We start from the raw sequence: 23,203 nt of genomic DNA on the forward strand, positions 1-23,203 counted from the left end.
CGATAATGGCCGGTGGTGAAATCGCCGGCCATTGCCATGCGGCACTTCCCTGGAGGGTGACGCCAGCATAAAGGGCGGGTCCAACCGCGCCTGCACTGCGGCTCGACAGCCAAAGCCTGAATCTACCGCTTATCGCATGCGTCGACGGTGCAGATACAGCAACTTAAAAGGCTCGGTGCTTTCCTGTGAGGAGAAGCCTTCCCGGCTGCAGATCAGTCGATGACGGCGTTGTCTGACCTTCAGGTGGCGCGGTCCAGGTGCTTGTCGAGACTACTTGTGGCTTAAGACGAGATCAACGTACCCCTGCCTCTCGGAAAAGCCTGCATCTTGCAAATCAGGGACGAACCGCATCCAACTGTTAAGCTCAGCTTCAGAATGATGCAGCTCTGCTTCCTAAAAACGAGATGGTTCGACGCCGGAGTTTCACCATGGCGTCGCGACAGTGACCGGACCGGCATCGTTAGGCAGGTGCGGTGTGACACGGTCCGACCCTCTCCAACAATCCGTTCAAGCTGTGTTAGCGGCTCGGGCGTTCTCCAGTAAGGAAAGAAAAATATCTACTGCGCTAATCCGAAAAGGCCATCCACATCGAGATGAGCTTCAAGATGAGCCGCAAGTTGGTCGAGCACATCATCGACCTTGGCTGCATATGAATAATTGCTTGTTCTTGCGCCTAGTCCTTGAAGCCAAGCGCTGCGAAAAGCGTCGGAGGTCAACAATCCGTGCAGGTAGGTGCCCTCTACCAGCCCGTCGTTCGAACGGGCGCCGTCCGTGAGATCGCCGACCTGAGCGAAGGGCCTTATACAATCAGGACCATCAGTCTGGCCCACGTGTATCTCATAACCCGCAACCTGAAGGCCGGAAACAGCGTGGACGGCGGTAACGCGGGTCAGGCGCTTGTCGGCAGCCAGCACCGTGTGGACATCGAGGTAGCCAAGGCCTTCGGTTTCCCCGGCCACTCCTTCGATGCCATGCAAATCCGCAATGCTGCAGCCCAGCATCTGGAACCCGCCACAAATCCCCAGAATTCGGCCGCCGCGGCGGTGATGGGCCTTGAGGTCGATGTCCCACCCTTGCGCCCGCAGAAAGGCAAGGTCGGCCCGTGTGGACTTCGTGCCCGGAATAATGACCACGGCTGCATCGCCCGGAATGGCATGTCCCGGCCGAACCATTTGGAGCCTGACGCCGGGATGCATTTTCAACGGATCGAGATCGTCGAAATTCGCGATGCGGGACAGGGCGAGGCAGGCAATCTTGATTGCACCGTCCCCAAAGGGTTGCAGGTCGAGCGCGTCCTCGGCAGGAAGCAGGGCGGCCCTGGCGAACCATGGAAGCACGCCGAAGCCTTGCCACCCCGTCTGCTCGGCGATCATCCGATAGCCGTCGTCGAAAAGAGAGGGATCGCCGCGAAATCGATTAACGAGGAAACCCTTGATGCGTGCGGCGTCCTCTGGATCGAGGACGGCCTTGGAGCCGACAAGCTGCGCAATCACACCACCGCGGTCGATGTCGCCAATCAGAACGACGGGAACGTCTGCGGCGGCGGCAAAGCCCATGTTGGCAATATCGCCTTGGCGCAGGTTGATCTCGGCCGGGCTGCCTGCGCCTTCGACGATCACGAGATCGGCCTGAGCCTTCAGCCGCTCGAAGCTTTCCAGAACCGACGCCATCAGCGCCGGCTTCAGCCGGGCATAGTCGCGGGCCTTCAGCGTCGCGCGCCGCCTACCCTGAACGATGACCTGCGCGCCGATGTCCGTCTCAGGCTTCAGCAGGACCGGGTTCATATCAGTATGCGGCTCGACCCCACAGGCGAGAGCCTGAAGGGCCTGCGCGCGGCCGATCTCGCCGCCATCCACCGTCACGGCGGCGTTGTTTGACATGTTCTGCGGCTTGAACGGGCGCACAATGAGCCCGCGCCGGACAGCGGCCCGGCAGAGGCCCGCCACCAGAAGCGACTTGCCGACGTTCGAGCCGGTTCCCTGCAGCATCAGCGCCCGTGTCAGAACTCGATCCCCGCCTGTGCCTTGATCCCTTGCCGGAAGGGATGCTTCACCACGGTCATTTCCGTCACCAGATCGGCGATCTCGATCAGCTCCGGCTTGGCATTGCGGCCCGTGAGCAGAACATGGGTCATCTCGGGCTTCTCGGACCGGAGGAAATCCACGACCTCGGCGATATTGAGATAGTCATAGCGCAGCGCAATATTGATCTCGTCCAGCAGAACCAACCGGTTGCGCGTATCGCGGATCAGGTCCTTCGCCTTGACCCAGGCACGGGCAGCGGCGGCACGATCACGCTCCAGATCCTGGGTTTCCCATGTGAAGCCTTCGCCCATAGTGTGAAATTCGCAGAGGTCGGGAAAATGGGTCAGCAGGAAATTCCGCTCACCCGTCGCCATTGCCCCCTTGATGAACTGGACGACCGCCACCGGCATCCCGTGCGAGATCGCCCGCATCGCCATGCCGAAGGCCGAGGACGATTTGCCTTTTCCCGGGCCTGTCAGCACCAGGATCAGACCCTTCTCGCCGGTCTTCTCTGCCATCATCCGGTCGCGGGCCGCCTTGATCCGCGCCTTTTTCTCGGTATGGCGCGCGGCCTCGTCGGGGACTGTTCCTTCCGCCATGGCTCCCTTTCTCTTGACAAGCGAGGCTGTCTCGTGGCTTCCCTCGCGCATCGTTGGTTCTCGCACAGAGCGAGCTAAGAGGGAATGCGATAGCTGGTTTCCAGCGAAGCGCAGCCGCCCCCGCGACCGTGACCGGAGAGGTCACCCGGATGCCACTGGGCCAAACAGCCTGGGAAGGTCGGGTGACCGTCGGGGAAAAATCCCCGTCATCCGCAAGCCGGGAGACCTGCCAGCGTGCGGTGCGAGTTCTCGCATCCGCGTTGTGTTGCGGTCGGGGTGAACCGTGTGCAAGCCATGATGGCGGCAACCGGGCCTCCGCATGTCCTGCGCGCAAACTCTAGCCCCCGCGTCCATTGGCTTGCCGGGAGGGCAGATGGCCAAGAAGAATGCGCTGACGGTCTGCGTCACCTGCAGGCGCGCCAGCACCGATCCGCAGGCACCGCGCGACGGGGCGCGACTGTCCGATGCCCTGGCTGCGCGCGGCGTCCCCCATGACCAACAGGAATGTTTCTCGGCCTGCGAGCACTCCTGCGTCGTCGTGTTCCGTGGTGCTGGCCGCTGGACCTATGTGCAGGGGGGCCTCGATCCCGATTTGCATCCGGACGACGTCGCCGAGATGGCCCGCGCCTATGCGGCAACGCCAGATGGCATCGTGCCCTGGCGCTCCCGTCCCGAAGTGATCCGCAAGAACACCATTGCCCGCATTCCCCCGATCGAGGTCTGAAATGTCCCTGGAAAAAACCCCCGTTACCATCGTCACCGGTTTCCTTGGTGCAGGCAAGACGACGCTGATCCGCCATCTGCTGCAAAATCCCGAAGGGCGCCGGCTGGCGGTGCTGGTCAACGAATTCGGCGATGTTGGTGTGGATGGCGACCTGATCCGCGCCTGCGCCGATGCCAACTGCCCTGAGGCGAACATCGTCGAGCTGACCAACGGCTGCATCTGCTGCACCGTCGCCGATGAGTTCATCCCGTCCATCGAGCGGCTTCTGGCGCTCGATCCCAAACCCGACCACATCGTGATCGAAACTTCGGGGCTGGCCTTGCCAAAGCCCTTGCTCAAGGCCTTCGACTGGCCGGACCTGCGCTCGCGCATCACCATCGACGGCGTGGTTGCCGTGGCCGATGCCGAGGCCGTAGCGGCAGGCCGCTTTGCGCCCGACCCGGTTCATCCCGGCGACACAAGCGAGGTCAACCATGAGACACCGTTGTCCGAGGTGTTCGAAGACCAGATCGCCTGCGCAGATATCGTGCTGCTTTCCAAGGCCGACCTGGCTGGCGAGGATGGTCTGGCTGCTGCCCGCGAGATCATAGCGGCCGAGGCACCGCGTCCTCTGCCCATGGTAGCCCTGATCGAAGGCCTGATCGATCCTCGCGTGGTTCTGGGAATCAACGTGGCGGCCGAGGACGACTTGGCCGCACGTCCTTCGCACCACGATGGGGAGGAGGAGCACGACCATGACGACTTCGCCACGGTGGTGATCAACCTGCCCGAACAGGCCGATCCGAAGGCGCTGGCAAGCCGGATCGCGAAACTGGCCGAGGTGCAGAAGATCCTACGGGTCAAGGGCCATGTCGCGGTCGAGGGCAAGCCATTGCGGCTTTTGGTCCAGGCCGTGGGCGCGCGGGTGCGCCACCAGTTCGACCGTCCGTGGGGGGATCAGCCCCGACAAGGCCGCCTTGTCGTGATTGCGGAAAAAGGAGATATCGACCCCGTTGCCATCCGGGCCGCGCTGACCTGATGCATGTCCTGTTCCGCGAAAGCCATGGGCTGGATGAAAACGCCCAGCCGGAGGATCTGGGGCAGACGCCCGCGGATCTGGTGGTACTGTCCTTCTCGGATAGCGACCTTGGGGTTTTCGCGGCAGGCTGGCGGCGGGGCAGGGAGCGGCTGCCCACCTTACGTCTGGCCAATCTCTCGCGTCTTCGCCATCCGTTGTCGGTCGATACTTATGTGGAGCGCACCCTGTCAGCGGCCAAGGGCATTCTGGTGCGCCTGATCGGCGGCAGAAGCTATTGGCCCTATGGCGTTGACGAGCTTTCCCGCATGGCGCGCGAGAAGGGGATCGCCTTGGCCTTCCTTCCGGCGGATGGTCAGCCGGACCCTGTGCTCGACCAGGCTTCGACGCTACCGGTTCCCGTCCTGCGGCACCTGACAGAGCTGTGCGAGGCCGGGGGCGAACTTGCCGCCCATGATGCGATGGCCCTGCTTGCCTCGGCCGCGGGGCTGGGAACGGCGCCGCTGCATGGCGTCACGATGCTACCGAACCACGGTTTCTGGCACCCTAAATCAGGTCCGACCAAAGAGTTTCGACGGGATGATCGCCTTCTGGTCCTCATTCCCTTCTATCGCGCTTGGGCGGCTTCCTCCGACACTGCCTCGATCAACGCACTGATCCGCGCCTTTGAGACTGAAAATGTGCAGGCTGTCGGACTTTTTCTTCCCAGCCTCAAGGATGCAGCTGCAGCCGATTGGCTGCGGGCCATGCTGCCCCGGCTCGCACCCGCAGCCATCGTCAACGCCACCGCCTTTTCGGGCCGGGTAGGGGATGCGTCGCCCCTCGACGTCCCCGGCGTGCCGGTGTTCCAGGTCATTCACGCGACGTCCGATCATGCCGCATGGGCGGGGTCAGAACGCGGCCTTTCCGCCGCCGATCTTGCGATGCATGTGGCGCTGCCTGAACTGGACGGGCGCATCCAGGCCGGTGTCATCTCCTTCAAGGACGTGACGGACACCGACCCCGCGCTGCAGTTTCGGCTTCAGCGTCACAGCCCGGATGCGGAACGGATCGATGCCGTCGTTGCCCGGGTGATGAACTGGCGGCGTTTGCAGGAACTGGCATCGTCCGAACGCCGCGTGGCGCTGATCCTGTCCACCTATCCCGGCAAGGAGTGGCGGATGGCCCATGCGGTCGGGCTTGACGCACTGGCCTCGGCGGCGGCCATTGCCCGGCAGCTTGGCCGGGAGATGACACCCGAAGACATCCTGCGCGACCTCAAGGGCAACCGGCTTCGCTGGTCCTTGCCGGACTGTGAAGCGGCACTGTCCTCTCTTTCTGAAAGGCTGCGCGGGAACCTTGAAGAAGCCCACGGCAAGATGGTTGCCGAACCGGAGTTCCAGGCCTTCTGGGCCGGCAACCTGCTTCTGGCCTTGCAGCCTGAGCGGGGCGAGGCCGCCATGCGCGAGGCCGATTACCACGACCTGTGTCATGTGCCGGGCCATGACTACACCGCCTTCTATCTCTGGCTCAGGCATGGTGCCAAGATCGATGCGATCATCCATGTCGGTGCGCATGGCACGCTGGAATGGCTGCCGGGCAAGGCCGCAGCCCTGTCGCGGGATTGCTGGCCTGGCGCGCTGCTTGGCGGGCTGCCCGTGCTTTATCCCTTCATCGTCAATGATCCCGGAGAGGCCGCGCAGGCGCGGCGCAGGCTTGGTGCGCTGACGCTGGGGCATCTTCCGCCTCCGCTCGTCAGGTCGGGAATGCCCGAAAGACTGCTGAGGCTGGAAAGCCTGCTTGACGAATATTCGACTGCGGATGGGCTGGACCCGGCCCGTCGCCTGCGGCTGATCACGCTGATCCGAGCGGAAGCGCGCAGGCAGGATCTGGAGACGGATCTGGGGATCAACCCCGAGGCCTCTGCCGCCGTGGCGATCACCGCCATCGACCGCTTCGTCTGCGATCTCAAGGAAAGTCAGTTTGGCGACGGCCTGCATGTCTGGGGCGAGGGAACCCCCGATGCGACGGGCGCGATGCAGGGTGATCCTGTATGTCTTGCGTCGGAACACGCCGCGATCCTTTCTGCCCTCGACGGGCGCCGGATCGCAGCCGGCCCTTCTGGTTCGCCCTACCGGGGTCGGCTCGATGTGCTGCCGACGGGGCGCAATCTCTATGGCGTTGATCCGCGCGCGGTGCCCTCGCGCGTGGCATGGACCCAGGGCGTCCGGTTATCCGAGGAGCTCGTCCGCGGCCATCTGCAGGATCACGGCGACTATCCCGGGGGTCTGGTCGTGAACCTGTGGGGCTCGGCCACAATGCGGACTGCGGGGGAGGATTTCGCCATGGCGCTGCACCTAGCCGGGCTTGCGCCGATCTGGGATGCCGCGTCCGAGCGCGTCACCGGCTTCGAGGTCACGCCGCTGGCGCTGATGGACCGGCCCCGGATCGAGGTGACGCTGCGGGTGTCGGGGCTTTTCCGCGACACCTTCCCGGAACTGGTCGCCCTGTTCCAGCAAGGCTGCACTGCACTTGCCGCGAGGGAAGAGGCCGCGGACATGAACCCCTATGTCGCAGCAGCTCCCGGCGCGCATGTCTTCGCCCCTGCACCGGGCCGCTTCGGCACCGGCATCACCGACGACATGAGCGCCGAGGCCGCGGGAAGGGCATGGCTACGGAATTCGGCCTTCGGTCCCGACGGCACACCCGACCGCGCGGGGCTCGAGGCGCGGCTTCGGGCGGCCGATGGCTTCGTGCTGACGCAGGACCTGCCTGAAACCGATCTTCTTCTGGCGATGGACTACGCGTCGCATGAAGCCGGGTTCGCGGCTGCCCGCACTGCCTTGGGACTGGAGCCGACTGCGCTTTACCATCTGGACGCAACGCGGCCCGACACGCCCCGCGCGCGGCTTCTTCCCGAAGAAATCGCCCGCGTCGTCCGGGCCCGCGCCACCAACCCCCGCTGGCTGGCGGGCATGATGCGCCACGGCTTCCGAGGTGCGGCCGAGATCGCGGCCACGCTGGAGCACATGGCAGCCTTTTCCCGGATGGCGCATGCCGTTCCCGAGCATCTCTTCGCGCTCTACCATGAAGCGACCCTCGGCTCAGTCGAGGTGCGGGACTTCCTTGCGGAGGAAAATCCGGGTGCGCTGGCCGCGATGCAGGCCATTTTTACCGAGTTCGGGATCGGGAGCGAACTGCGCCGCAACTCTGTTGGGGGGCTTCCCGCATGACGCGCAAGGGCTGGTGCCCTGGCGCGCTCCGCCCGATGCCCGCGGGCGATGGCCTGCTGCTGCGGGTCCGCCCCCATGGCTCGCGTCTTCAACCCGCCCAGGTGGCCGGACTGGCCAGGATTTCCGCGGCGTTCGGCAATGGGCAACTCGATCTCGGCTCAAGGGCCACGTTGCAGGTGAGAGGCGTCCGGGAGGACAGCCTGCCCGAGGTACAGTGCCAACTGCGGGCGTTGGAGCTGCTGGACGCCGATCCGTGGGTCGAGGCACGGCGCAACATCATGACGACGCCCTTCTGGCGTGAGGGTGACGGGACACCGGAGCTGGTCCGCAGGCTCGAGGAGGCGTTGCGGAATGCGCTCGATCTGCCGCCCAAGTTCGGCTTTGCGATCGACACGGGAGAATGCCCAGTGCTGCAGGGCGCCCCGGCGGATATCCGGATAGAGCGAGCCGGGGGTGATTTGCTGCTGCGCGCCGACGGAATGGCCCTGGGGGAACGGGTTGGTCCAGGAACGGTGTTCGCTCGCATCATCGAATTGCTGGAATGGTTTTCGGCGACCGGACAGGCCCGAATGGCGCAGGCAGTGGCCGCAGGCATTGTTCCCCCAATCCATGCGGATTCGGCACCCGACCCGCAAGCGTCCTTAGGCAAGATCCTGCACTCTGCTCCGTTCCTGTTCGCGCCCTTCGGGGCAGTGACATCGCAGGCCCTGTCCGAACTCTCGGGCAGCGCCCTGCGTCTGACGCCTTGGCGGGCGGTTCTGCCTGAGGGTCATGCGCGCGGCGAACTGTGGCTGACCGATCCCGGCGATCCGCTGCTGCGCGTCAGTGCCTGCACTGGCGCGCCGGGTTGCGCCTCGAGTAGCGTCGAAACCCGCGCCCTGGCGCGGGAACTCGCCGCCATTGTGCCGGCAGGGCGGCATCTGCATGTCTCGGGCTGTGGAAAGGGCTGCGCCCATCCTGCGCCGGCGCATGTCACCCTGACAGGGCGCGAGGGGCGTTTCGACCTGGTCCTGAATGGTCCCGCAGAGGGGAAGCCCAATCTGTGCGGACTAACCGGAATAGACATTCCAGATATGATGAGAGGCCACCTTGGCTCATAGCTACGAAACCGACGGCGCGGCCATCTACCGCGCATCATTTGCCACCATCCGCGCCGAGGCAGACCTGGCCCGTTTTTCGCCTGAGGAGGAGGTCGTCGCAGTCCGCATGATCCATGCCGCGGGCATGGTGGAACTGGCGTCCCTGATCCGCTTTTCCCCCGGTTTTGCCCGCGCGGCGCGCCAGGCGTTGCAGGATGGCGCGCCCATTCTCTGTGATGTGCGCATGGTGTCCGAAGGGGTGACCCGGGCACGTCTGACCGCGGACAATCAGGTCATCTGCACCCTGCAAGACCCGCGCGTGCCTGCCCTTGCGCTCGAGTTGGGCAATACGCGCTCGGCGGCGGCCGTTGAGCTGTGGCGGCCGCATCTGCAGGGCGCGGTCGTGGCCATCGGCAATGCGCCGACCGCCTTGTTCCACCTTCTCAACCGGTTGGCCGAGCCGGACTTTCCCCGTCCGGCCGCCATCATCGGCTGCCCGGTAGGCTTCATAGGCGCAGCAGAATCCAAAGCCGCGCTGATCCAGGACGACCCCGTGCCGTGGTGCGTCGTCCAGGGGCGTCCGGGCGGCTCGGCCATGACAGTGGCCGCGGTCAACGCGCTCGCCTCGGCGCAGGAATAAGCATGACCGGCAAGATCATCTGCATCGGCCTTGGCCCCGGCGACCCCGAGCTGATGAGCGTCAAGGCCCATCGCTATCTGACGCATGCGCGGCAAGTGGCTTTCTTTCGGAAGGCGGGCGCCATGGGCGTGGCGCGCAGGCTCGTCGAGGGGCTGCTTTCGCCAAAGGCGGTCGAGATCGCGATGGAATATCCCGTGACCACCGAGATCCCCGTTTCGGATCCGCGCTACAACGCCGCGCTTGCGGGTTTCTACGAGCATTGGACGGCTAAGCTTCTGCGGCAGTCCGAGGATGACGACGTGGTCGTGCTGTGCGAGGGCGACCCCTTCTTCTACGGCTCGTTCATGCATCTTTATGCCCGCCTTCCGCGCGAGCGGGTGGAGGTGGTCCCGGGCATTCCCGGCATGGCCGGCTGCTGGACCGCGACGGGCCTTCCGATTACCTGGGGCGATGACATCCTTACGGTTCTGCCTGCGACTTTGCCCGCTGATGAGTTGGCCCGCCGTATCCGCGACACCGATGCTCTGGTCGTGATGAAGATTGGCCGCAATTTGCCGCGCCTGCGGGCGGCGCTGGCGGCTGCAGGTAGGGCGGACCAGGCATGGCTGGTCGAATACGGCACCATGGCCGAGGAGCGGGTCCGCAAGCTTTCCGAGGTCGAGGGACCGGTGCCCTACTTTTCGATCGTGCTGGTTCATGGACAAGGACGCAGGCCGTGACGGGCTCTCTTGTTATCGCCGGTCTTGGTCCCGGCGCCGAGGGGATGGTCACGCCCGAGGTTTCGGCGGCGCTGGAGGAGGCGACCGACGTCATCGGCTATATCCCCTATGTGTCCCGCATTCCCCCGCGCGACGGCCTGCGCCTGCACCCGTCCGACAATCGGGTCGAGCTTGACCGCGCCTGCCACGCGCTGGAGCTTGCGGCGAAAGGCTACCGCGCGGTGGTCGTATCTTCGGGCGATCCCGGCGTCTTTGCCATGGCCTCGGCGGTCTTCGAGGCCGTCGAGAACGGCCCCGCCCCTTGGCGCGACCTGGATATCCGCGTCCTGCCAGGCATCACGGCCATGCTGGCTGCCGCTGCCGCAGCCGGCGCGCCCTTGGGTCATGACTTCTGCGCCATCAACCTGTCGGACAACCTCAAGCCCTTCGATCTGGTGCTCAGGCGGGTGCATCTGGCGCTGGAGGCGGATTTCGCAATGGCCTTCTACAATCCGCGCTCGGCTTCGCGCCCGCATCAGTTCGCATCCGTGCTGGACCTGCTGAAAGCCCAGGCTGAGCCCGAGCGCCTGATGATCTTTGCCCGCGCGGTCTCGACCCCCCGACAAGAAATCCACGTGATGCCTCTGCAAGAGGCCCGCCCTGAGATGGCGGATATGCGCACGATGGTCATCCTGGGCTCGTCAGCCACGCGCCGGGTCGGGCGCTTCGTCTATACGCCGAGGCGGGTATGAAGCCAGTCCATGACCTCGGCAACGGTCCGGCGCACGGGACGATCGGGCAGTTCCGGCCGGTCGATCACGATGACGGGGATGCCCAGCGTGCGGGCAGCAAGGATCTTCGCCTCGGCTCCAGCCCCGCCTGCGTTCTTGGCAACCAGCAGCTCGGTGCGGTGCGCGCGCATCAGTTCCAGATCGTCCTCAAGGCGGAAGGGTCCGCGTCCAACGACCACCTCGGCGTCTGGAAGGGGGAAGTCCGCGGCGGGCGCATCGACCAGCCGGGTCAGGAAACGATGCTGTCCGAAGTGGGCGAAGCTGGCGAGATGTTGTCGACCGATCGCCAGAAACACCCGCTTGCCGGGGCGGTCCAGTGCAGCAGCAGCCCCCTCCATGTCGGGGACATGAGTCCAAGCATCGCCCTCTTTGGCCATCCAGGGCACTCGTTCCAATGCGCAAAGCGGCACTCCGGCGCCTGTGCAGGCAAGCTTGGCGTTCCAGCTGATCCCGGCAGCAAAGGGATGGGTCGCATCGACCACCTGCCCGATGCGGTTTGCCCTCAGGAAGGCCGCAAGCCCCTCGGCCCCGCCGAAGCCGCCGCTGCGGACGGGCATCGGCTGCCTGCGGGGGTTGGCGACCCGTCCCGCATACGACAGGATCGCGGGCAGGCCCGCGTCGGCAACGGCCTGCGCAAGGCGGTTCGCCTCGGTGGTGCCACCCAGAATGAGGGTGGTTCGGATGTCTGAATGGCTGTCGATCATCGGCATTGGGGAAAATGGCCTGAAGGATCTGTCCGAGGCAAGCCGCAATGCGCTGGAACGGGCTGAAGTCGTCTTCGGCAGTCCCCGCCACCTGGCGATGGTGGCCCACTCCTGCAAGTCGCCTTGGCCGGTGCCTTTTTCGCAGGCGCCTTTGCTGGCGTGGCGTGGCAGGCAAGTGGCGGCGCTGGTTTCTGGCGATCCCTTCTGGCACGGTGCTGGCGGCAGCCTCGCGCAGGAACTGCACGCTGGAGAATGGCGCGCCTATCCCGCCATCTCGGTCCCGTCCCTTGTCGCCGCACGCCTCGGCTGGCGGCTCGAGGAGGTGACATGCCTCGGCCTCCATGCCGCGCCGGTCGAGAAGCTGCGCCGCCACCTGTCCGAGGGCGCAAGGCTGATCGTCACCCTTCGGGATGGAGGCGCGCCGGCGGGTCTGGCGGGCTACCTGTTCTCGCTTGGCTTTGGTGCCTCCACGCTGCACGTGATGGAGCATCTGGGTGGCCCCAAAGAACGTGTTCGCCGGTATATCGCCCAAGACGTTTTGCCGAGATGCGAAAACCTTGTTGCCTGCGCCATCGAGGTCAGAGGTGCGAAGGGACTGCCGCATTCCTCGGGTCTGGACGATGATCTTTTCGAACATGATGGCCAAATCACCAAGCGCCCGGTCCGCGCCTTGGCTCTTTCCGCGCTTGCCCCCCGCCCTGGGGAACTGCTGTGGGATCTTGGCACAGGCAGCGGCTCGGTTGGCATCGAGTGGCTTCTGTCGCATCCCCGTAATCGCGCCGTGGGCGTCGAGCGCGATCCGGCCCGTGCCGTCCGTGCGCGCGCAAATGCCATATCTCTCGGCGTGCCGCATTTTAAGATACGGCAGGGCAGCGCGCTTGACCTGCTGCCAAGCCTTCCCGCGCCGGATGCCGTCTTCATCGGCGGTGGTCTGGACAGTCCGCTGCTCGACGCCTTGTGGGGCGCCCTTCCCGCCGGGAGCCGCATCGTCGCCCATGGGATCACGCTGGAAACCGAAAGCCTGCTTGCCTGCGCGCAAGCGCGGCTTGGGGGCATGCTTTTGCGGATCGAACTGTCGCAAGCGGCGCCTTTGGGCAGCAGGCGCGGCTGGAAGACCAGCTATCCGGTCGTGCAATGGAGCGTTACGCGATGAGGGCCGTCGGACTTGGCCTTCGGGCAGCAGCGAACCTTGAGGGCGTTCAGGACCTATTTCTGCGGATGCAGGTCATGCCCCCCTTGACGCTTGCCGTGCCTGCCTTCCGGCAGACCCATCCCGTCGTGGCCGACCTACAGGCGGCCGGCTTCAAGCTCGTCCCGATCCCTGAGGCTATGCTGCTGGGCGTAAGCACGCCCACCCGCAGCCCCCGCATCCTCGCCCGTTTCGGGACCGGCAGCCTTGCCGAGGCTTGCGCCATTATCGCGGCCGGCCCCGGTGCGCGCCTTGTCGAGCCGCGCGTGATTTCGGCCGACAGATGCGTCACTGCCGCCCTTGCTCAGTCCGAAAGGCCCGATCCATGACCGTTCACTTCATCGGCGCAGGCCCCGGCGCGCCCGACCTTCTTACGCTGCGGGGTCGGGATCTGATTGCAGCCTCGCCTGTCTGCCTTTACGCCGGGTCCCTGATCCCGGAGGAAATGCTGCAGCACTGTCCTGACGGTGCGCGGATCATCAACACCGCGCCCATGAGTCTCGACGGTATAATCGCCGAGATTGTGGCCGCCCACGCGCAGGGGCTGAACGTGGCGCGCCTGCACTCAGGCGATCTGTCTGTCTGGTCGGCCATGGGTGAGCAGTTGCGCCGGCTGCGCGCGTTGGGCATCCCCTATGACATCACGCCAGGCGTCCCTTCCTTTGCGGCGGGCGCCGCCGCCCTGGGGGCAGAACTGACCCTGCCAGGCATCGCTCAGAGCGTGGTGCTGACCCGGACGTCGGGCCGCGCCTCGCCCATGCCGTCGGCGGAGACGCTTGCCGCCTTCGGGGCCACCGGGGCGACGCTGGCGATCCATCTTTCCATCCACCGGCTGGAAGCGGTCGCCGCCGAACTCGGCCCGTATTACGGCATGGACTGTCCCGCCGCCGTGGTCTGGCGGGCGAGCTGGCCGGACCAGCGGATCGTGCGGGGGACGCTTGGTTCCATCGCCGCCGACATGGGCGAGACGATGGAGCGGACGGCCCTGATCCTTGTGGGCCGCACATTGGCGGCAGAAGGATTCGACGAAAGCCGGCTCTACGCGGCCGATTACGACCGCCGCTTCCGCGCAGGCCGTGCCAATGCGGTGAAGGAATGAGCCAGGCCACGATCCCCGGGCTGATCGTCTCGGCCCCACGCTCGGGCGCGGGCAAGACCACGGTGATGCTGGGGTTGCTGCGCTGCCTTGCCGAGGATGGGGTAAAGGTTCGTCCCTACAAGTGCGGACCGGACTATATCGACCCGGCCTTCCATCGCGCCGCCTGCGGCGAGGATTCCCGCAATCTCGACAGTTGGGCGATGGACCCAGGGTTGCTGGCCGACCAGCTTGGGGTGCCGGGCGAGATGGCGGTCGCTGAGGGTTCGATGGGGCTGTTTGACGGGGTGGCCCGGGCAGGGGCCTCTGGCAACGGATCGACAGCGGATATCGCGGCGGCGACGGGCTGGCCGGTGGTGGTGGTCATGGACGTGTCCGGCCATGCCCAAACCGTCGCCGCGCTGTCCCTGGGACTGCGGCACTTCCGACAGGACGTGCAGGTCGCAGGTGTCATCCTCAACCGGGTCGCCTCGCCTCGGCACGAACGGCTGTGCCGTCTGTCCCTGGACAATGCTGGTATACCGGTTTTCGGGGCCTTGCCACGACGTGGCGACCTGACGCTGCCCGAGCGCCACCTCGGGCTGGTTCAGGCGGTTGAGCATGCAAATCTCGATGCGGCGATCGTCGGGTATGCCAGTTTCCTTCGGGCGCATGTCGATCTTGTGGCCCTTCGCGCGCTGGCGGCGGGCGGTAGGCCCCTGCAGCCGCCAAGGGGCATCCGCCCGCCGGCCCAAAGGATCGCACTTGCTCGGGACGAGGCGTTTTCCTTTGCCTATCCACATCTTCTCGCCGGCTGGCGAAACGCCGGGGCCGAGATCCTCGCCTTTTCCCCACTCGCCAACGAGCCGCCGCCGGATGCCGAGTGCTGCTGGCTTCCCGGCGGTTATCCGGAACTTCACGCGGGTCGCCTGGCCGGGGCACAGAACTTCCTTGCGGGTTTGAGGCGTTTTGCGCGGGACAGGCCCGTTCATGGCGAATGCGGCGGATACATGGTGCTTGGCGAAAGCCTGACAGACGCAGACGGGCAGACCCATCGCATGGCGGGGCTGTTGGGCCTGGAAACGAGCTACGCGTCTCGCCGGATGCATCTTGGATACCGGCAGGCGAGGCTCCTTTCCCCGCTGCTGGGCCAGGGCGCCGGCCAGAGGCTGCTCGGCCATGAGTTCCACTATTCCACCATCCTCTTGCAGCCTGACGCCCCTCTCGCCGAGGTTCTCGATGCGGATGGCAATGCTGTCCCGGAAACAGGCTCTCGCCGGGGGAACGTCACCGGCACGTTCTTCCACCTGATCTCGGAGGCGTCATGAGAGAGGCGGGCTTTGTCAGCTTCGTGTCCTCCGGTCCCGGTGATCCTGAACTATTGACTATTCGGGCCATGAAGCGCCTGCAGGCGGCTGAGGTCGTGCTTTACGACGACCTTTCCTCGGGGCCAATGCTTGATCTTGCCCCGACGGGTGCAGAGCTGATCTCGGTCGGAAAGCGCGCAGGCCGGTCCTCAGCCCGGCAGGATGACATCAACCGCCTGCTGGTGGATCACGCGGCAGCGGGCGCCCGCGTGGTCCGGCTAAAATCCGGCGATGCGGGCATGTTCGGGCGTCTGGAGGAAGAAATCGCCGCCGTTACAGAGGCCGGGATCGGCTACGAAATCATTCCGGGCGTGACGGCTCCGGCTGCGGCCGCTGCGGCTGCGGGCATCCCGCTGACCCGGCGCCTGACCGCGCGGCGTGTGCAGTTCGTGACCGGGCATGATGTTGCCGGTGGTTTGCCTGGCGACCTGAACTGGGCCGCACTGGCCGACCCGCATGCGGTAACGGCCGTCTACATGGCGCGCGCCACTTTTCCAGCCTTTGCCGCCCGGCTGATTGCGCATGGACTTTCGGCAGAAACTCCGGCGATCTTGGCGGCAGGCGTGTCCACCCCTGCGGAGGCGCTGCACCGGGCGACGATTGGCAAGCTGGTCGATCTTTGCCACGCGAATACGCGTTCGACAGCCCCAACGCTGATCCTCTACGGCGCGCTCGCGGAGGAGGTCTCGCGGCGCAGCAGGTAGATGTCCATGATCCAGCCCCGCCGCTCCTGTGCCTCGGCACGGGCCGCGAGGATGCGCGGGCCGGCTTCGGACAGCTCGCCCTGATCGAGGATTTCGCCCTCCATGCCCAGATAGGCGCCCCACCAGATCGAGACCCCAGCCGGATCGAGCGTGGTGAACGAACATTCGCCGTCGAGCATGACCACAAGCGTATCGATGCCTGAAGGCCAGCCATGCTCGCGCAGGTGCCTGCCGGTGGTCACGAGGAACGGCTCGGCCAGGCGGTTGAGCGGGATGACGTGGGATGCGGCAAGCACCTGCAGCGACGTCAGGCCTGGCACGACCTTCAGCTCTAGCGGATGGGCCTTCCTGATCCGCCTGGAAATCCGCAGCGTGCTGTCGAACAAGGCCGGGTCACCCCAGACGAGCAGCACGATCTTCCGCGCTTCAGGATAAGGGGCTAGCGCGTCAAGCCAGGCTTGCGCGATGGCATCATGCCAGAGTTTGACCCGCGTCTTGTAGTCGGGCACTTTGGGATCTCGCTCGGGCATGGCAAAGGACAGAACCTTGACGCCGTCATCCTCGACACAACCGGCGACGATCCTGCGGCGCAGGTCCGCGAGCTCCTGCTTGCCTTCGCCCTTGTTGGGGATCAGCAGGAGGTCCGCCGTCCGGATCGCCTCGACCGCCTGCAGGGTCAAATGGTCCGGATTGCCGGTCCCGATGCCGACGAGTGTCAGTTCCATGGCAAGGCTCCCCAAGGCTTCCGGCACGGCCTAGTGGGAAATGTCTCCCGCCCGCAAGAGCAAGGGCGTGCATCAGCGTCGGTTGATTGCAGACCCGTCTTGACAGCCAGCGTGTGCCCGGCGCAGAACTCAGGCGTCGTGGTGTCGCGAGAGCGGCTTACCTAGTGGGAAATGTCTCCCGCCCGCAAGAGCAAGGGCGTGCATCAGCGTCGGTTGATTGCAGACCCGTCTTGACAGCCAGCGTGTGCCCGGCGCAGAACTCAGGCGTCGTGGTGTCGCGAGAGCGGCTTAATATGGGAACCGGGTGCGCCTCTTGCAGGCAAATCCCGGACTGCCCCCGCAACTGTAAGCGGCGAGCGACGGTCAATTTGCCACTGTGCCTTCGGGCATGGGAAGGCTGGCCGGAGCGATGACCCGCAAGTCAGGAGACCTGCCCCGACGATCACCCATCCTCGGCGCGGGGTGCGTCCGAGGAGCGGCAATTCCGCAGCGGTGACAATGAAACCGTCTGCGGGTGCACCCCACAGGCAGATCGTCATGCGGCCCATTGGGCCAACCGGGGAGGGAACCATGCGGTTCTCGTCGCTATCCATTCTGGCCATCGCCGCGGCGGTGCCGGCCATGTCTAACGATGCGCAGGACGCCGTTCTTCTGGAAGAAATCATCATCTCGGGTGGGCTCACGCTGATCGAACAGGCGCGCTATGGCCACGCCATCTTGCAGATGACGGTGTGAAGGGTGGCTTCCGGTCTGGGGAACAGAAGGGATAGAATGTCCATGGGTTCGATCATCCTTGTCACAGGGGGTGCCCGATCAGGCAAAAGTGCGATCGCGGAGAGCCGGACACTCTCGCTTGGCGAGGCTGCGATCTATATCGCCACTGCGCAGCCCTTCGATTCAGAGATGGAAGATCGGATCGCCACCCATAAGGCGCGGCGCGGCGCGGCGTGGCGCACTCATGCGGAACCCCTGGATCTTTGCTCTGCGCTGACTCTCACCGACGGCGTTCCTCGTTTGGTGGACTGCCTGACCTTGTGGCTGTCGAACCTGATCCTGGCTGGGCGCGACTGGCGCCCCGAGGCTGTCCGGCTGGTCGAGACGCTTCGCGCACAGGCTGCGCCCGTGGTGCTGGTCACCAACGAGGTCGGCGCGGGGATTGTGCCTGAGAACCGGCTTTCCCGGACCTTCCGGGACGCTGCGGGGACGCTGAACCAGCAGGTCGCGCAGGTCGCAGACGAGGTCATCCTGGCCGTGTGCGGCCTTCCCATGAAAGTGAAATGATGCAGCTGGAAACCCTGGCCCAGATCGCCGGTCTCGCCGACACCCTGCCAGTCGCCGACGAAGCCACCCGCGCCGGCGCCGCGCGCCGCCAAGACAGCCTGGCCAAACCGCCGGGCTCGCTGGGGCGGCTGGAGGAGATCGCGCTGTTCATGGCCGCGTGGCAAGGGAAAGATCGGCCCGGGATCGTCAAGGCGCAGGCACTTGTCTTCGCCGGAAACCACGGGATCTGCGCTCAAGGGGTCAACCCCTTCCCACAGGAGGTCACCGCGCAGATGGTGGCGAACTTCGAGGCGGGCGGTGCAGCGATCAACCAGCTTTGCCGGACGAATGGTGCCGATCTGTCGGTGATCGCGCTGGACCTCGACCGTCCGACCGCCGACTTCACCGCCGGCCCGGCCATGACCGAGGCCGAGACACTGGATGCCCTGAACCGTGGCGCGGCTGCCGTCGATCCGCAAGCCGACATCCTGACCCTGGGCGAAATGGGCATCGGCAACTCGACCATTTCCGCGGCGCTCTGTGCTGCGCTGTTCGGGGGCGAGGTCGCGGACTGGGTTGGCCGGGGCACCGGCTCGGACGACAACGGCGTCCGGCGCAAGATTGATGCGATCGCGTGCGGGCTTGCGCGCCATCCGGGCCTTGCCCCGCTTGAAACCCTTTCGACCCTCGGCGGCCGCGAACAGGCGGCGATCTGCGGGGCCGTCCTTGCCGCACGGGAAGCCCGTATTCCGGTGATCCTGGATGGTTTCATCTGCACCGCCGCCGCCGCGCCCCTGTTCGCGGCGGACCGGCGGCTTCTCGATCATTGCCTGGTCGGCCACGTCTCGGTCGAGCCGGGACACAGGAAGCTGCTGTCGGCCATGGGCAGGACGGCCATCCTCGATTTCGACATGCGGCTTGGCGAGGGGTCGGGGGCGGCGCTGGCCCTTGGCGTCGTGCGCTCAGCACTGGCCTGCCACAATGGTATGGCCACGTTCGCCGACGCTGGGATCAGCGGCGCATGAGGCAGCGCCTTGCCGAGATGCAGCTAGCGGTCATCCTGCTAACGCGCGTGCCGTTCGGACGCCTGCGCGACCCCGTCCCTAGGCTGGACGCAGCGGCCTGGGCCTTTCCCCTGGCCGGTCTGCCGGTCGGTCTTATTGCAGCGGGGGCGATGGTGGCGGCTCTGGCGCTTGGGCTGTCCCCACCGGTCGCGGGCGGGCTTGCGCTTGCCGCCCAGGTCATCACGACCGGGGCGCTGCACGAGGACGGGTTCGCCGATCTCTGCGACGGCTTCTGGGGCGGCACTACGCCCGAGCGGCGGCTTGAGATTATGCGAGACAGCCGGATAGGCAGCTATGGGGCGGTTGGGCTGATCCTGTCGTTCGGGCTGCGCTGGCTGGGGCTGGTGGCCCTGGCCGAGCTTGAGGCCATCGGTGCTCTGATCGCCGTCGCTATGGCAAGCCGCGTGGCGCCGGCCGCGCTTATGGCATGGCTGCCGGCCGCACGCCCTGACGGGCTTGGAGCGCAGGGCAAGGCCGTGGGGACTGCAAGCGTCATCCTGGCGGGTCTACTGGGGGGACTGCCGATGCTGCTTCTGCCCCAAGGCTGGGCCGCACTTGTCGTTGCCGCCTTTGCCATCGCGGCATTGGCCCTGATCGCCTGGAGGAAGCTCGGCGGACAGACCGGGGACGTGCTAGGGGCGGGCCAGCAGATCGCCGAGGTGGCGCTGCTGCTGACACTCGGCATCCATGCGTGAACAAGACAACGAAACTGACGGGAGAGCCGTGGGCAGTGCCTGACCTACGCCATGCCGAGATGTTCCTGATCCGCCATGCCCCAGTGGCAGGGGCCGGGCGCCTTGCCGGCCGCCTCGACCTGCCGGCGGATCTGTCGAACCATCCGGGCTTTTCGGCACTGGCGGCTCACCTTCCGGAAGGCGCAATGCTGACCAGCTCTCCGGCCCGGCGCTGTCTGATGACCGCCGAGGCGTTGATGCCTGGACTGGCCGTGAGGACGAACGAAAGGTTGTGGGAGCAGGACTTCGGGGAATGGGAGGGACTGGACCATACAGCGCTCCCCGACCTTGGCGCCCTCGCCCCCGAGGCTCTGGCCGATCACCGCCCCCCGCAAGGCGAGAGCTTTCGGGACCTTTGCGCCCGGACGACCCCCGCCCTTCTGGATCTTGCCCGCGCAGGGGGCACACAGATCGTCATCGCCCATGCAGGCACCGTCCGGGCAGCGCTTGCCCTTGCCATTGGGTCGGTTGCCGGCGCCCTGTCGTTCCATGTCGCGCCCCTGTCGCTGACCCGGTTCTACGTCGGACCGCACGGCCACTGGTCCGTTGCCGAGGTCAATTGGCAGCCATGAGGACCGTCAGCATCCGCGGCCATTTCGGGGAATATGTGCAGGGCAGGCTGGGGCCGAACGGCGCGCTCGGCCTGATCACGGTTCCCTGCTCGAGGACCGGACTGCAGGCGGAACTGCGGTGTGGGAGCAGACACGTGGACGATCCACTTGCCGGCTTCCTGCAGACCTTAGGGCTTGCCGGCCAGGGAGAGGTGGTCGTCTCGACACTATCCCCTCCAGGGGCCGGCACAGGCATCTCGACCGCCCAGTTGATCGCGGCGGCCCTGCTTCATGGCTGGCAGGGGCCGGCAGGGCGCCTCATGGCGGCCTGCGTGGCTGAGGAAGGGGCTTCGGACCCGCTTGCCTTCACCCGCCCCGAACGTCTGCTCTGGGCCTCCCGCGAGGGCCGCATCCTGCAGCAATTGCCTGCACTACCTGCCCATGAGATCGTCGGTGGCTATTTCGGTGTGCCCCGTTCCACCGATCCCGCTGACGTGGATTTTCCGGATATCTCAGATATCGTCTCGGACTGGCAGCGAGCCAGCAAGTTGAACGCCTTCGCCGAGCTAGCCTCTGAAAGCGCCCGGCGCTGCCTGAGGATGCGGGGACCGGTGGGCGATCCAACGGAAGGACTGGCCCGCCACCTTGGGGCGACGGGTTTTCTTATGGCGCATACTGGCTCAGCCCGCGGTCTGATCTTCCCGAAGGGCGAGGTTCCGCCCGACGCGGCCTCTGTGCTGGAGGCTGCCGGGGTAGTCGGCATTCTGAAGTTCGGCAGCGATGATTGCTGAGTTCCCCGCGATGATGTTGGTGGCGCTTGCCCTTGACCGGCTGATAGGCTGGCCGGACTGTCTATATGCGCGGATTGGCCATCCGGTGACATGGGCAGGACATCTGATCGTCTCGCTTGACGCAAGGCTGAACCAGTCCGCTCTGCCCCAGAAGCTCATGGGGATGCTGGCCCTGATCCTCTGCACCGGCGCAGCCCTTCTGCCCTCCGCCGTCGCGCAAGCTCTGCTGCCCGACAGTGTTCCGGGTATTCTCGTGGGCGGCTGCCTCGCTTGGCCCCTGGTCGCGATGCGCTCCATGCAGGACCATGTCGCCGCAGTGGAATTGCCGCTGGTTGCAGGGGAACTGCCTGCCGCTCGGCAGGCCGTGTCGATGATCGTCGGGCGTAATCCCGATGCTCTGGACGAGGCGGGCGTCGCCCGCGCCGCGCTGGAGAGCCTGGCCGAGAACAGCTCGGACGGCATTGTCGCACCGGTCTTCTGGGGCGCGGTGGCCGGGCTGCCGGGGATTGCCGTCTACAAGATGATCAACACGCTGGATTCAATGATCGGCCATCGCAGTCCGCGCTATCTGCAGTTCGGCTGGGCTTCGGCCCGATTGGACGACCTGGTGAACCTGATCCCTGCACGGGCTACCGGTGCGCTGTTCGCGTTGGCCTGCGGCAAGCCCCTGCGCGCAGGCCGGGTCATGCTGCGTGACGCAAGCCGGCACCGTTCTCCGAATGCCGGCTGGCCCGAGGGTGCCATGGCGGGAGCCCTGGGCGTTCGCCTGTCCGGCCCCCGGATCTACGACGGCCTTGTCGCCCCCGAGCCTTGGCTCAACGAGGGCGCGCCGGATCCCTTGCCCGCCTCTGTGACGCGGGGGGTCGGTCTCTATAAGCGGGCCATGCTTCTGCTGGCAGCTGGCCTGATGGTCTGGTCGCTGCTTCCCATCATCACCGGGGCATCCTGATGCGCGACCATGGCGGAAACCTTGACGAAGCACAGGCAAGATGGGGGCAGGGGGACTGGATCGACCTTTCCACCGGCATCAACCGCCAGCCCTACCCGGTGTCTTGGCTTTCCCCTGGGGCATGGACCAACCTGCCCACGGCAAGCGCCACGGGCGCCCTGATGGAGGCCGCCGCCACGGCCTTCGGTACCGCCGCCCCGGGGCTGGCGATGGCAGGCGCGCAGGCGGCGATCCAGATGATCCCCTTGCTGGAAAGGCCCGGCCTCGCCCGCGTGCTCGCCCCGACCTATAACGAGCACGCGGCCTGCCTGTGGCAGGCGGGCTGGCATGTCGAGGAGGTGGCTCGGCTGGAGGACCTGTCAGGCGCCGATCTTGCGGTCGTCGTAAATCCCAACAACCCGGACGGACGGATCTGCCGCAAGGAGAGCCTCCTCACCCTGTCGGTCGGAAGGCTGGTTGTCGATGAAAGCTTCGCGGATCCGGTTCCGGCAGAAAGCCTTGTTGCTAAAGCCTCCGACCGTCTGCTGGTTATGCGGTCTTTCGGCAAGTTCTGGGGGCTTGCCGGGCTGCGGCTTGGCTTTGTTTACGGGGGCGCAGATGTGATCCGGCGGATGTCCGCGCTTGCTGGCCCTTGGCCAGTCTCGGGCCCTGCACTCGAAATCGGACGCCTGGCGCTTGGTGACCGGGACTGGCGTGACAGGACTGTCAGGCGTCTTTCCGGTGAAGCCGAAAGGCTCGACCGCTTGGCTGCAAGCGCCGGTTGGATCCAGGCAGGCGGTACGCTCCTTTTCCGCCTTTATGACACCTCCAATGCGCAACAAGCGCAGGGCGCCCTCGCGGGCCATCACATCTGGACGCGCCGCTTTCCATATTCCGGCACATGGCTCCGCATGGGGCTGCCGGGAAACGAAGGCGAATGGAAGCGGGTGGCCGCAGCTCTGGGCACTTGATGCCGTTGAATGGTCCGGACCCTTCTGGGGGAGCCAGGAGACGGCCGGAGGCTTTGACCACAAGGCTTTCCGCCGGGACATGACCCTTGTACCAACGAAAGACGAGACATGAGCTTCCACGACAACAAGCCGGCTGCAAGCCGGATGCCGCCTGGTAGCCTGACGCCAGAATCCAAGGGACCCTCTCCTCTAAGCCACCAGTCACCGACGGCTTCCGGACACGTCCAGTCCGGAAGGACCATCCTGCTGAACTGGTGCATCATGATTGTTGGCTTTGGCACCGTTGCCTTTGCTGCCCATTGGCTGCTTGGGAAGACCCCCTGCGGATCACAACCGCAGGGGCTTTGAGGCTGATACA

At 65.8% G+C, this 23,203-nt stretch carries 24 protein-coding genes and 2 riboswitches; of the genes, 20 read left to right on the top strand and 4 right to left on the bottom strand.

Annotated features, from left to right (window positions below; all coding sequences use genetic code 11):
- Positions 1-557: 557 nt before the first annotated feature.
- Both Q5701_RS11320 and cobO read right to left on the bottom strand, forming a co-directional pair.
- Positions 558-1,988: a cobyric acid synthase gene (locus Q5701_RS11320; RefSeq protein ID WP_306755322.1), complete on the bottom strand. Its 1,431-nt coding sequence runs from the start codon at positions 1,986-1,988 to the stop codon at positions 558-560.
- 11 nt (positions 1,989-1,999) lie between these two features.
- Positions 2,000-2,623 carry a cob(I)yrinic acid a,c-diamide adenosyltransferase gene (cobO, locus tag Q5701_RS11325; RefSeq protein WP_306755323.1) on the bottom strand — a complete coding sequence of 208 codons (624 nt, stop codon included), beginning with the start codon at positions 2,621-2,623 and terminating at the stop codon, positions 2,000-2,002.
- 37 nt (positions 2,624-2,660) lie between these two features.
- Positions 2,661-2,871, top strand: a riboswitch (cobalamin riboswitch).
- Positions 2,872-2,996: 125 nt separating this feature from the next.
- On the opposite strand from cobO, the gene Q5701_RS11330 reads away from it, so the two are divergent.
- The 7 genes from Q5701_RS11330 to cobJ are packed head-to-tail and all read left to right on the top strand — an operon-like array spanning position 2,997 to position 10,743.
- Positions 2,997-3,347 (top strand): DUF1636 domain-containing protein, encoded by a 351-nt coding sequence (locus Q5701_RS11330; protein WP_306755324.1) that lies wholly within the window; start codon positions 2,997-2,999, stop codon positions 3,345-3,347.
- Position 3,348: 1 nt separating this feature from the next.
- Entirely contained in the window at positions 3,349-4,365 is a 1,017-nt protein-coding gene (gene cobW / locus Q5701_RS11335; RefSeq protein WP_306755325.1) for a cobalamin biosynthesis protein CobW, read from the top strand.
- A complete protein-coding gene (cobN, locus tag Q5701_RS11340; protein WP_306755326.1) occupies positions 4,365-7,574 on the top strand; it encodes a cobaltochelatase subunit CobN in 3,210 nt (1,069 codons plus the stop codon). Before cobW ends, cobN begins: the two co-directional genes overlap by 1 nt.
- Complete coding sequence (locus tag Q5701_RS11345) at positions 7,571-8,674, top strand: ferredoxin-like domain-containing protein (RefSeq protein ID WP_306751093.1); 1,104 nt, start codon at positions 7,571-7,573, stop codon at positions 8,672-8,674. Before cobN ends, Q5701_RS11345 begins: the two co-directional genes overlap by 4 nt.
- Positions 8,664-9,293, top strand: a complete 630-nt coding sequence (locus tag Q5701_RS11350) for a precorrin-8X methylmutase (RefSeq protein WP_306751094.1) — start codon at positions 8,664-8,666, stop codon at positions 9,291-9,293. Before Q5701_RS11345 ends, Q5701_RS11350 begins: the two co-directional genes overlap by 11 nt.
- Positions 9,294-9,295: 2 nt before the next feature.
- Entirely contained in the window at positions 9,296-10,012 is a 717-nt protein-coding gene (cobI, locus tag Q5701_RS11355; RefSeq protein ID WP_306751095.1) for a precorrin-2 C(20)-methyltransferase, read from the top strand.
- Positions 10,009-10,743, top strand: a complete 735-nt coding sequence (gene cobJ / locus Q5701_RS11360) for a precorrin-3B C(17)-methyltransferase (RefSeq protein ID WP_306751096.1) — start codon at positions 10,009-10,011, stop codon at positions 10,741-10,743. The genes cobI and cobJ overlap by 4 nt, the downstream gene beginning before the upstream one ends.
- Here cobJ and Q5701_RS11365 read toward each other — a convergent pair.
- Positions 10,722-11,486, bottom strand: a complete 765-nt coding sequence (locus Q5701_RS11365; RefSeq protein ID WP_306751097.1) for a cobalt-precorrin-6A reductase — start codon at positions 11,484-11,486, stop codon at positions 10,722-10,724. The genes cobJ and Q5701_RS11365 overlap by 22 nt on opposite strands.
- Between Q5701_RS11365 and cbiE the strand changes: the two genes are divergently transcribed.
- From cbiE to cobA, 5 genes are all read left to right on the top strand, one after another.
- Positions 11,464-12,639 (top strand): precorrin-6y C5,15-methyltransferase (decarboxylating) subunit CbiE, encoded by a 1,176-nt coding sequence (gene cbiE, locus Q5701_RS11370; protein WP_306751098.1) that lies wholly within the window; start codon positions 11,464-11,466, stop codon positions 12,637-12,639. The two genes, Q5701_RS11365 and cbiE, sit on opposite strands and share 23 nt — an antisense overlap.
- A 74-nt stretch (positions 12,640-12,713) precedes the next feature.
- On the top strand, positions 12,714-13,004 hold the full coding sequence (locus Q5701_RS11375) for a cobalamin biosynthesis protein (RefSeq protein WP_306751099.1): 291 nt from the start codon (positions 12,714-12,716) through the stop codon (positions 13,002-13,004).
- Positions 13,001-13,774, top strand: a complete 774-nt coding sequence (cobM, locus tag Q5701_RS11380) for a precorrin-4 C(11)-methyltransferase (protein ID WP_306751101.1) — start codon at positions 13,001-13,003, stop codon at positions 13,772-13,774. Before Q5701_RS11375 ends, cobM begins: the two co-directional genes overlap by 4 nt.
- Complete coding sequence (locus Q5701_RS11385) at positions 13,771-15,078, top strand: cobyrinic acid a,c-diamide synthase CobB (RefSeq protein ID WP_306751102.1); 1,308 nt, start codon at positions 13,771-13,773, stop codon at positions 15,076-15,078. The genes cobM and Q5701_RS11385 overlap by 4 nt, the downstream gene beginning before the upstream one ends.
- Positions 15,075-15,821, top strand: a complete 747-nt coding sequence (cobA, locus tag Q5701_RS11390; protein ID WP_306751103.1) for a uroporphyrinogen-III C-methyltransferase — start codon at positions 15,075-15,077, stop codon at positions 15,819-15,821. The genes Q5701_RS11385 and cobA overlap by 4 nt, the downstream gene beginning before the upstream one ends.
- Here cobA and cobF read toward each other — a convergent pair.
- Complete coding sequence (cobF, locus tag Q5701_RS11395; RefSeq protein WP_306751104.1) at positions 15,779-16,546, bottom strand: precorrin-6A synthase (deacetylating); 768 nt, start codon at positions 16,544-16,546, stop codon at positions 15,779-15,781. The genes cobA and cobF overlap by 43 nt on opposite strands.
- A 253-nt stretch (positions 16,547-16,799) precedes the next feature.
- Positions 16,800-16,998, top strand: a riboswitch (cobalamin riboswitch).
- Between the two features lie 118 nt (positions 16,999-17,116).
- Between cobF and Q5701_RS11400 the strand changes: the two genes are divergently transcribed.
- From Q5701_RS11400 to Q5701_RS11435, 8 genes are read left to right on the top strand one after another with little or no spacing between them, the layout of a single operon-like run.
- A complete protein-coding gene (locus Q5701_RS11400) occupies positions 17,117-17,281 on the top strand; it encodes a hypothetical protein (RefSeq protein WP_306751105.1) in 165 nt (54 codons plus the stop codon).
- Positions 17,282-17,323: 42 nt separating this feature from the next.
- On the top strand, positions 17,324-17,827 hold the full coding sequence (cobU, locus tag Q5701_RS11405; protein WP_306751106.1) for a bifunctional adenosylcobinamide kinase/adenosylcobinamide-phosphate guanylyltransferase: 504 nt from the start codon (positions 17,324-17,326) through the stop codon (positions 17,825-17,827).
- Complete coding sequence (cobT, locus tag Q5701_RS11410) at positions 17,824-18,831, top strand: nicotinate-nucleotide--dimethylbenzimidazole phosphoribosyltransferase (RefSeq protein ID WP_306751107.1); 1,008 nt, start codon at positions 17,824-17,826, stop codon at positions 18,829-18,831. The genes cobU and cobT overlap by 4 nt, the downstream gene beginning before the upstream one ends.
- The gene (locus tag Q5701_RS11415; protein ID WP_306751108.1) at positions 18,828-19,565 is read left to right on the top strand and encodes an adenosylcobinamide-GDP ribazoletransferase; all 738 of its coding nucleotides are present in this window, start codon (positions 18,828-18,830) and stop codon (positions 19,563-19,565) included. The genes cobT and Q5701_RS11415 overlap by 4 nt, the downstream gene beginning before the upstream one ends.
- On the top strand, positions 19,562-20,176 hold the full coding sequence (locus Q5701_RS11420; RefSeq protein ID WP_306751109.1) for a histidine phosphatase family protein: 615 nt from the start codon (positions 19,562-19,564) through the stop codon (positions 20,174-20,176). Before Q5701_RS11415 ends, Q5701_RS11420 begins: the two co-directional genes overlap by 4 nt.
- A complete protein-coding gene (locus tag Q5701_RS11425; protein WP_306751110.1) occupies positions 20,173-20,946 on the top strand; it encodes a propanediol utilization protein in 774 nt (257 codons plus the stop codon). The genes Q5701_RS11420 and Q5701_RS11425 overlap by 4 nt, the downstream gene beginning before the upstream one ends.
- Positions 20,936-21,895: an adenosylcobinamide-phosphate synthase CbiB gene (gene cbiB, locus Q5701_RS11430; protein WP_306751111.1), complete on the top strand. Its 960-nt coding sequence runs from the start codon at positions 20,936-20,938 to the stop codon at positions 21,893-21,895. The genes Q5701_RS11425 and cbiB overlap by 11 nt, the downstream gene beginning before the upstream one ends.
- Positions 21,895-22,845, top strand: coding sequence for a threonine-phosphate decarboxylase (locus Q5701_RS11435; protein WP_306751112.1), 951 nt, complete (start codon positions 21,895-21,897; stop codon positions 22,843-22,845). The genes cbiB and Q5701_RS11435 overlap by 1 nt, the downstream gene beginning before the upstream one ends.
- Positions 22,846-23,203 lie beyond the last annotated feature (358 nt).

It is taken from the genome of Paracoccus actinidiae, assembly GCF_030863885.1.
GTDB classification, from domain to species: domain Bacteria; phylum Pseudomonadota; class Alphaproteobacteria; order Rhodobacterales; family Rhodobacteraceae; genus Paracoccus; species Paracoccus everestensis.